The sequence below is a fragment of the Streptomyces antimicrobicus genome (assembly GCF_020532625.1).
GTDB classification, from domain to species: Bacteria; Actinomycetota; Actinomycetes; order Streptomycetales; family Streptomycetaceae; genus Streptomyces; species Streptomyces antimicrobicus.
Window position 1 is genome coordinate 26,342 of the sequence record NZ_JAJAUY010000059.1, and the last position, 9,322, is coordinate 35,663.

The window sequence follows — 9,322 nt, forward strand, 5'->3', positions numbered from 1 at the left end:
GACTGCCCGGCCCGGGGGTCGCGGGCTGAGCTCGCCCCGGCCCGGCCCGGGTTCGCGGGCTCCGCCCGGCCCGGGGGTTCGCGGGCTGAGTTCGCCCTGGCCCGGGCTCCGCCCGGCCCCGGTCCCGGCCCGGGCGTCGTGGGTTCAGGCCTGCTTCGGGGCCGCCTGCTGGACGACCTCGAACGACCACAGTGTCGACGCCGAGGCCGCCGGCTTCGGCCGGTCGGCGGTCTCCGTGCCGCCGCCCTGCTGCTGACCGCCCTGCTGCTGACCGCCCTGGTGCGCCGCCTTCATCGGGCCCTCCATCCACGCCTGGAAGGCCGCCTCGTCACGCCACCGCGTGTACACGAGGTACTGGTCGGTGCCCTCCGTCGGGCGCAGCAGCTCGAACCACTCGAATCCGTCGGACCCCTCCACGGCGCCGGCCCGCGAGGCGAACCGCTGCTCCAGGACCTCCCGCTGCTCCGCCGGAACGGTCAGTACGTTGATCTTCACGATGCTCATGCCCGCCATCCTAGGGATATCGTCGTCCCCGGTAATGCGGCGCGGCAGCCAAGTGAACTCGCGGTTGCGGTCAGCAGGACGACACGGTGGGAGGCCGACGAGGCGTGGCGGACGCGGCGGAGCACGGCGGTGGGCACGGACATGCCGGAGTCATAGGCGACGCACACGGCGGACGCGAAGCACACAGCGGACGCGACGCACACGGCGGACGCGAAGCACACGGCGGACGCGACGCCCGCGGTGGACGCGACGCACGCGGCGGACCCACGGCCGCGCGACTGCTGCTGTGGGCCCTCGCGGCCGTGCTGGCCGTCGGACAGCTCGCCGAGGCGCTGCGCGTGCCGTCCGACGCCTGGCTCGCCGAACTCCACCTGCCGGGACCGCCCGGAGCGCTCTACGCGGGCGGCCGGTTCGGCGGCACACCGTTAGCGGGACTGGCGATCAGACCGCTCACCGGAATCGGTGAAGTCAGCGGGTTCGGCGAGCAGTCGCTGGAGGTCGTCTGGACCGGGATCACGCTCGTGCTCGTGGCCGCGGTCGGTGTGGTCGCCGCCCGCGCCCTGCCCGACCCCGTGCCGCGCCGCACGGCGCTGCTGGCCGCGCCGGTGCTGGTCGCCCTGATGACGGTCTCGCTGCCGGTCCGGGACGCGGCCACGCCCGGCCGGACCGCCGTGCTGGCCGTGCTGCTGGTGCTCCTCGGCGTCTTCCGGGTCCGGGGCGAACGCCCGGCCGGTTTCCTCGTGGGCCTCGCCGCCGCCCTCCAGCCCGCGCTGCTGCTGTTCGCCGGTCTGCTGTGGCTGTCGGGCCGCCGTACCGGTGCCCGCTCGGCCGCGGTCACCTTCGCCGGGGCCGGCCTGCTGGCCTGGGCCGCGCTGCCGCGGGACTCCTGGACGTACTGGGTGCAGCACCTGGTCGGCGCCGGCCTCGGCGGCGGCCCCGCGGACGTGGCGAACCAGTCGCTGCACGGCGCGTTGCTGCGGCTGGGCCTGTCGGGGCCGGGCGAGATCGTCCTCTACGTCGCCCTGGCCGGGGCGGTCGCCTACGCGGGGCTGCGCCGCGCCGTCCGGTACGCCGCCGACGGCCAGGTGCTGCTCGCCGTCGCCGTGACCGGTTGTGCGGCCGTCGCGGTCTCGCCCACCGGCTGGCGCCACCAGTTGCTGTGGGTGCTGCTCGCGGTGGCCGGGCGGATCGGGCGGCGCGCCGCCGACCGGCGGGTGTGGCCGGTGGCGGTGGTGCTGGTCGCGGCCCTGCCGAGCGACGTGCTGCTGCCCAACCTGGCCGTCCTGGCGCCCGTACGCGACAACGTGCTGCTGCTCGCCGCGCTGGCCACGGCCTGCGCCGTGCCGTTCCTGCCGCGCAGTTCGCCGTACTGGCGCGAGCCGGTGCCGACCGGGTACGGCGCGGCCGTGCCGTCACGCTGGTCGTGGGTGCCGCTGCTGCCGTTCTGGCGGCGGGTGCTGAGCCGGCCGAACCTGCTGCTGGAACTGCTGCTGATACGGGTCGGCTACTCCCTGTACTCCCACATCCGGGCCGCCGCGCCGAACAGCCGGGCGGTGGCCGAGGGGCACGGGCGGCAGATCCACGCGGTGGAGCGGGCGCTCGGCATCGACATCGAGTACGCCGTGAACATGGCGGTCGTCAGGACCGGCCCGCTGGAAGGATTCTTCAACTTCTACTACACGTCGTTCCACTTCGTGGTGCCGCTCGGCGTGCTGGCGGTGCTGTACTGGCGCCGGCCCGCGGACTACCGGTGGGCCAGGGCCTCGCTGGGGCTGGCGACGGTGCTGGCGCTGCTGGGGTTCTGGCTCTACCCGCTGGCGCCGCCGCGGCTGATGCCCGGCCTCGGCTTCGTCGACACCGTGCACGGCCCGCAGGACCTGGCGGATCCGCAGTACGGGGCCATGACCGCGATCTCCAACCAGTACGCGGCGATGCCGTCGCTGCACTTCGGGTGGGCCTTGTGGTGCGGGGTCGTGGTCGTGGTGCTGGCGCCGAAGGGGTGGCAGAAGGTGGTGGGGGCGCTGCATCCGGTGATCACCGTGTGCGCGATCGTGGCCACCGCCAATCACTGGGTGCTGGATGCCGTGGGGGGAGCGGTGGTGGTCGGGTGCGGGTTCGCGGCGGTGCACGTGCTGTCCGGGCCGAGGGTTCCGGCGGGCGGGCCGGGGGTTCCGGCGCCCGGGCCTCGGGGGGTGAGCGTGCCGGGGCCGCGGGGGGCCGGGTCGGCCGAGTCGGCCGGGTCGGCCGAGGTGGGCACCTCCGCCGCCTCCGCCGCCTCCGCCGGGTCCGCCGCCTCCGCCGGGTCGGCCGGGGCTGCTGAGGCCGCCGCCGAGAGGTCCGCCGGGGCGGGGCGGGTCGGCTGAGCGGATCCCGCTGCGCGGGTGCTGCTGGGTGTCACCGCCGACTTGGCTGCGCCGTCGTCCTGGTGACACCGCCCCGCCTGGGCGCCGACCGCTGTGGCCGTACCGGGCCGCTGTGCCGGACCCGGCCGCTGTGCCGTACCCGGCCAGGTGGTTGCCGTGGCCGGGCGGTTGCCGTGACTGAGTCGGTGTCACCGCTGAGTGGGTGTCACCGCCACCGGGCGCTGCTGGGTGCTCCCACCGTCTGGGTGGGTGCCGCTGTTTGCGTGTCACCGCTGTCTGGGAACGCGGCCGCTTGTGCAGGAGCCAGCGCCGCCTGGACGTCGTCGCTGAGCGGGCGTCAGCGCCGAGTGGCTGCCGCTGCTGTGCCGGCGTCGCCGCCGTCCCGGTGCCACCGCCGTGCGGTGGCACCGCCGTCCATGTGTCATCGTCGCCCCGGCGCCCTCGCTGTCCGGCTGTCGCCGCCGTCCCGGTGCCGCCGCCGCCCCGGCTGTCGCCGCTGTCCTGGCGTCACCACCGTCCCGGGCGTCGCCGTCCCGGCGTCGCCTGTGGTCCGGGGCGCCCGCTGGCCGGGTGGACTCGCTGTCGGGGAGGCAGCGCCGTTGCGGCGCAACCGCTCGTGGGGCGCCGGGCGCTGTCGAGCGGCGGTCGGTGCGGGGTCGTGGCTGAGTGGGTGTCACCGCTCAGCTGGGATCGTCGGCTCCGGGCGTCGCTGCTGGGTCGCATCGGCGTACGAGCCCGTCGCCGACGGTCCGTGGTGGCGCGTCGCTGCCCGGGGTGGCGGTGCTGTCCGTGGGGTCCCGTCGTCCTCGTGCCGCTGCCGGCCGGCGTCACCGCCGTGCCGGGGCGTCGGCAGGGGTGCCGGGGTGGTTTCGGGGCCCCGGCACCCCTGTTGTGCGATGGATCGCCGCGTTCTGCCATGGTCCGCCCGGGGGATGCTTTCCGCCACTCGGGGCGCGGGGCGAGCCCGCACCCCCACCCCGCACGCCCACCCGCACCCCCGCCCTCCGCCCCCGGCCGGGGCTCGGGCGGGGTCCGCGGGCGGCAGGGGCCTGGCGTGGGAAGTGGGGCCCCTGCCGTGCTCGGGCCGGGTCAGGCGGGGCTGACCTGGAGTTCCTTGATGCCGTTGAGCCAGGCCGCGCGCAGGCGGCGGGGGCCCCCGCCGGTCAGGCGCAGGTCGGGCAGGGTGTCGGCGAGGGCGTTGAAGATCAGGTCGATCTCCAGGATCGCCAGGGACTTGCCGAGGCAGAAGTGCGGGCCGCCACCGCCGAAGCCCAGGTGGGGGTTGGGGTCGCGGGTGATGTCGAAGACGTCGGGGTCGGTGAAGACCTCGGGGTCGTGGTTGGCCGAGGAGTAGAACAGGCCGACGCGGTCGCCCGCCCGGATCTTCTGGCCACCCAGCTCGGTGTCCTGGGTGGCCGTGCGCTGGAAGGACACCACCGGGGTGGCCCAGCGCACGATCTCCTCGGCGGCGGTCGAGGGCCGGGTCGCCTTGTACCGCTCCCACTGCTCGGGGTGGGTCAGGAAGGCGTACATGCCGTGGCTGATGGCGTTGCGCGTGGTCTCGTTGCCCGCGACGGCGAGCAGCAGGACGAAGAAGCCGAACTCGTCCGAGCTGAGGTTGCCCTGCCCCTCGGCCGCCACCAGCTGCGTCACGATGTCCTTGGCGGGGCACTCCTTGCGCTGGGCGGACATGTTCATGGCGTAGCCGATGAGTTCGACCGCCGCCTCGGAGCCGACCTCCTCGGTGATGGCGTACTCCGGGTCGTCGTAGGCGATCATCTTGTTCGACCAGTCGAAGATCCGGGAGCGGTCCTGCTGCGGTACGCCGATCAGTTCGGCGATGGCCTGCAGGGGCAGCTCGCAGGCGATCTTGGTGACGAAGTCGAACGAGCCGCCCCCGGCCGCCGCCTTGGCCTCGGTGACGATGCCGCGGGCGCGTTCGCGCAGGGCCCCCTCCAGGCCGCGGATGGCGCGCGGGGTGAAGCCGCGCTGCACGATCTGGCGGACCCGGGTGTGCTCCGGCGGGTCCATGTTCAGCATGATCAGGCGCTGGGCATCTATCTGTTCGCGCTGGATGCGTTCGTTGAAGCGGATGATCGCGGTGTTGGCGTGCGAGGAGAACAGCTCGGGGTGCGTGGAGACGTACTTGACGTCCGCGTGCCGGGTGACGGCCCAGTAGCCCTCGTCGTCGAAGCCGGTGACACCGCGGCGCTGCGGGCACCACCACACCGGAGCCGTCTGCCGCAGCAGGGCGAACTCGGGGAAGGGAACGCGGTCCTGGAGCAGGTCGGGATCCGTGGCGTCGAAGCCTTCGGGCAGCGCGGGGCAGGGCATCGGCACTCCAAGGTCGGGAAGTCTGACGACCCATCAGATGTTGGCTTGAACGTAGTAACGAGTTCTAGAAGAGGCAAGGGTCGCCGCACCAACTGTTGCGTGTGGAATCCGTGCAGGGCGGGTGCAAGACCCTTGTGCGGTCGGGCCGAGGGTCGTAAGACTGCGGGGAGAACTAGAACGCGTACTAGTTCGGGTGGGGCGCCGGGACGGCCCGCCCGCCGTGCAGGAGAGGACGAGCTCATGGCCGCGGAACCCGTCATCGTCGAAGCCGTACGCACCCCCATCGGCAAGCGCGGCGGCGCGCTCGCCAACCTCCACCCCGCCTACCTCCTGGGCGAGACCTACCGCGAGCTCCTGGCCCGAACCGGAATCCGCCCCGACTGCGTCGAGCAGATCGTCGGCGGCACGGTCACGCACGCCGGCGAGCAGTCCATGAACCCCGCCCGCAACGCCTGGCTCGCCATGGGCCTGCCGTACGAGACCGCCGCGACCACCGTGGACTGCCAGTGCGGCTCCTCCCAGCAGGCCAACCACATGGTGGCCAACATGATCGCCGGCGGGGTCATGGACATCGGCATCGCGTGCGGCGTCGAGGCGATGAGCCGGGTCCCGCTCGGCTCGGGATCCAAGCACGGGCCGGGCAAGCCGTTCCCGGACGAGTGGAACGTCGACCTGCCCAACCAGTTCGAGGCCGCCGAACGCATCGGCCGCCGCCGCGGCCTGACCCGCGACGACGTCGACCGGCTGGGCCTGCTGTCCCAGGAGCGGGCGGCCGCGGCCTGGGCCGAGGAGCGCTTCAAGCGCGAGACCTTCGCGGTGCAGGTGCCCACGACCGAGGAGGAGCAGCGGGCCGGGCAGGGCATGTGGCGGCTGGTCGACCGGGACGAGGGGCTGCGCGACACCGGCATGGAGGCCCTGGCCCGCCTCAAGCCGGTCATGCCCACGGCCATCCACACCGCCGGGAACTCCTCGCAGATCTCCGACGGCGCCGCGGCCGTGATGTGGGCCTCGCGCAAGATGGCCCGCGCGCTCAAGCTGAAGCCGCGGGCCCGGATCGTCGCCCAGACGCTGGTCGGCGCCGACCCGCACTACCACCTCGACGGGCCGATCGACGCGACCCGGGCGGTGCTCGGCAAGGCCGGGATGTCGTTGAAGGACATCGACCTGGTGGAGATCAACGAGGCCTTCGCCGCGGTCGTGCTGAGCTGGGCGAAGGTCTTCGACCAGGACCTGGAGAAGGTCAACGTCAACGGCGGGGCCATCGCCCTGGGCCACCCGGTCGGGGCCACCGGCGCCCGGCTGATCACCACCGCGCTGCACGAGCTGGAGCGGCGGGACAAGGAGTTCGCGCTGATCACGATGTGCGCGGGCGGGGCGCTGGCGACCGGCACGATCATCCAGCGGCTGTAGCCGGTCGCAGCCGCAGCCGGGCGCAGTCGGTGCCGCTGCCGCCGCCACCGGCCGGGGTGAGCCCGTACGGACCCTGTGGGATGGGGAAGCAGAAGGCCCCGGCGGGCCGGACCTGGGGAGGTCGGCCTGCCGGGGCCTTCGTACGTCTGCGGGGTGCTGCTGCGGGGCGCCTGCGCGAGTGCTGCTTCGGTGGCGCCTGCCGGGGGTGCCGCGTCGGTGGCGCGGGTCACCGGTCCGGGCGTGGCTCTGGTCTAGTACCAGTGGTTGGCCTGCCAGAAGTTCCAGGCGCCGACGGGGCTGCCGTAGCGGGCGTTCATGTAGTCCAGGCCCCACTTGATCTGGGTGGCGGGGTTGGTCTTCCAGTCCGCGCCGGCGGAGGCCATCTTCGAGGCGGGCAGGGCCTGGACCAGGCCGTAGGCGCCGGAGGAGGCGTTGGTGGCGGTGTGGTCCCAGCCGCTCTCGTGCGACACGATCTTGTCGAACGCGGCGAACTGCGCGGGGTCCTTGATCATCTGCTGGGCGATCGCCTTGGCGCTGGTCGGGGCGGCCTGGGCCGGAACGGCGGCCAGCAGGGAGCCGGCGGCCGCCAGGCCGACGACGGTGCCCGCGAGGGTCTTGTGGGAAGCGGCGATGCGGCGGATGACGGAGCGGGACACGGAAGACCTTCCGTAGGGGACAGGGGCGGTCGCGGCATGCCGCAGGCATGCGTGAGCCACTCACGCGAGGGAGAGGGGTTCGTCCCGGCGGGGGGCCTGCGCCCCGGCCGCCTCGGCGACAACACCAGTTAGCCAGGCCGGGAACCGCCTGGCAACGCCCCCCTGCTACTAGCGGCGGTCGCAGGAACCGGGCCCGTGGCCGCCCGCTCGGCCCGTGCGGGCGCGCCCGGGACGGGGGTGGGGGTCTACTAGGCGGGGTCGAATGTGACGTGGGTCCTGTGGGCCGCCTCACCGCCAACGGGCCCGGATGTCGCTTTCTGTCACGACTTGTACCTGTTTTTGGGGTGTGGTGCGGGCCACTTCACCCCCCGAATCGAAGGCCACCGGCGCGTCGAACGCCGCTTTCCTCGTCGCGCGGCGCAGCGCCTTGAGCACCGTGCCGCCCAGGGTCAGGGTGAGGACGACGGTCAGCACGGCCCGGCCGAGGTCCCAGCCCGCGGAGGTCGCCAGGCAGTACGCGGCGAACCGGGCCAGGTTCGCGGGCACCGGGTCCCCGGGGTGGAAGGAGATGCCCTGCCCCATGCCCTGCAGGAGCACCCAGCCCTGAAGGTTCATGGCGGTGCCGTACGCGAACGAGCCCGCGAAGCCGTACGCCGCCAGCATGGCCAGCTCGGCCCGGCCCCGGATCCGCTCCGGTCCCGGCAGCAGGCCGGCGCCGAGCGAGAACCAGCCCAGGGCCAGCATCTGGAACGGCATCCAGGGCCCCACCCCGCCCGTGAGCAGGGCGGAGGCGAACATCGTGACGGCCCCGAGGACGAAACCGAAGCCGGGCCCCAGCACGCGGCCGCTGAGCACCATGAGGAAGAACATCGGCTCCAGGCCGGCGGTCCCGGCGCCCAGCGGCCGCAGGGCGGCCCCGACGGCGGCGAGCACCCCGAGCATCGCCACGGCCTTGGCGTCCATGCCCTGGTCGGCCAGGGTCGCCACGACCACCGCGACGAGCAGCGGGAGCAGGGCGGCGAAGAGCCAGGGGGCGTCCTGGGAGTGCGCGAGCCCGGACTGCCGGTCGGCCAGCAGCGGCCAGCCGAAGGCGGCGATGCCGATGAGGGTGACCAGCAGCAGGGCGGCCGCCCCGCGCGGCCCGATCCGGACGGGGCGGCTGCGGCCCCGGGGTGCGGGCGTGCGGCGGCTCATCGGGCGTCCTGCGGGTCAGGTCCCGAGACGCGGTAGGTGCGGCCGGGACGGAGGGGGCGGGCGGGGGAGGGTTCGCCGGTCGCGGGCACCGGGACGCTGCCGGGCAGCGGCTCGGGGACCTCGGGGGTCTCCGGCAGGGCCTCGGCGACCTGGGCCAGGGTGAGCCACGGGTCCGGGGCCAGGACCTTGGCGATCTGGGGGGCGTAGGCGGGGGAGGAGGTCACGACCTCGGCCGTCGGGCCGTCCGCGACGATCTCGCCGCCGGCCAGGATCACCACCCGGTGGGCCAGCTCGGCGGCGAGTTCCACGTCGTGCGTGGCCAGGACCACGGCGTGGCCCCGGGCCGCCAGGTCGCGCAGGATCTCGATCAGCCGGGCCTTGGCGGCGTAGTCCAGGCCCCGCGTCGGTTCGTCGAGCAGGAGCAGCCCGGGTCGGCCGGTCAGGACGAGGGCGAGGGCGAGCGCGAGGCGCTGGCCCTCGGAGAGGTCGCGCGGATGGGTGTCGTCCGGGACGCCGGGCAGCAGAGCGGAGACCAGGGCCCGGCAGGTGCCGGGCTCGGCCCGGGCGTCGAGGTCGGCGGCGGCGCACTCGGCCGCGACCGTGTCGGCGTACAGCAGGTCGCGGGGCTCCTGCGGGACCAGGCCCACCCGGCGGACCATCTCGGCGGGCCGGGTGCGGTGCGGGACCTTGCCGGCGACGGTGACCGAGCCCGCGGCCGGCTCGATCATGCCGGTCAGGGCGGCCAGCAGGGTGGACTTGCCGGCGCCGTTGCGGCCCATCAGGGCGACGGTCTCGCCCGGCCGGACGTCGAGGTCGATGCCGCGGAGCACCTCCGTACGGCCGCGCCGTACGCCGAGGCCG

General features: G+C 74.3%; 7 protein-coding genes. 2 read left to right on the forward strand and 5 right to left on the reverse strand.

Translation table 11 applies throughout. The features are described from left to right. Positions 1-144: 144 nt before the first annotated feature. Complete coding sequence (locus LG632_RS16615; RefSeq protein ID WP_226728091.1) at positions 145-504, reverse strand: antibiotic biosynthesis monooxygenase family protein; 360 nt, start codon at positions 502-504, stop codon at positions 145-147. A gap of 302 nt (positions 505-806) precedes the next feature. Between LG632_RS16615 and LG632_RS16620 the strand changes: the two genes are divergently transcribed. After that, positions 807-2,867 (forward strand): phosphatase PAP2 family protein, encoded by a 2,061-nt coding sequence (locus LG632_RS16620; protein ID WP_445271390.1) that lies wholly within the window; start codon positions 807-809, stop codon positions 2,865-2,867. 1,089 nt (positions 2,868-3,956) lie between these two features. Here LG632_RS16620 and LG632_RS16625 read toward each other — a convergent pair. After that, positions 3,957-5,201: a cytochrome P450 gene (locus tag LG632_RS16625; RefSeq protein ID WP_226728092.1), complete on the reverse strand. Its 1,245-nt coding sequence runs from the start codon at positions 5,199-5,201 to the stop codon at positions 3,957-3,959. Between the two features lie 240 nt (positions 5,202-5,441). Between LG632_RS16625 and LG632_RS16630 the strand changes: the two genes are divergently transcribed. Further along, entirely contained in the window at positions 5,442-6,611 is a 1,170-nt protein-coding gene (locus tag LG632_RS16630; RefSeq protein ID WP_226728093.1) for a steroid 3-ketoacyl-CoA thiolase, read from the forward strand. Between the two features lie 251 nt (positions 6,612-6,862). On the opposite strand, the gene LG632_RS16635 is transcribed toward LG632_RS16630, so the two are convergent. The 3 genes from LG632_RS16635 to LG632_RS16645 form a co-directional block, all read right to left on the reverse strand. Beyond that, the gene (locus LG632_RS16635) at positions 6,863-7,267 is read right to left on the reverse strand and encodes an aggregation-promoting factor C-terminal-like domain-containing protein (protein ID WP_226728094.1); all 405 of its coding nucleotides are present in this window, start codon (positions 7,265-7,267) and stop codon (positions 6,863-6,865) included. A 288-nt stretch (positions 7,268-7,555) separates the two neighbouring features. After that, positions 7,556-8,461 carry an ECF transporter S component gene (locus LG632_RS16640; protein WP_226728095.1) on the reverse strand — a complete coding sequence of 302 codons (906 nt, stop codon included), beginning with the start codon at positions 8,459-8,461 and terminating at the stop codon, positions 7,556-7,558. Then, positions 8,458-9,322: ATP-binding cassette domain-containing protein (locus LG632_RS16645; protein WP_226728096.1), on the reverse strand; the 865-nt coding region annotated here is incomplete at its 5' end. The genes LG632_RS16640 and LG632_RS16645, both read right to left, overlap by 4 nt.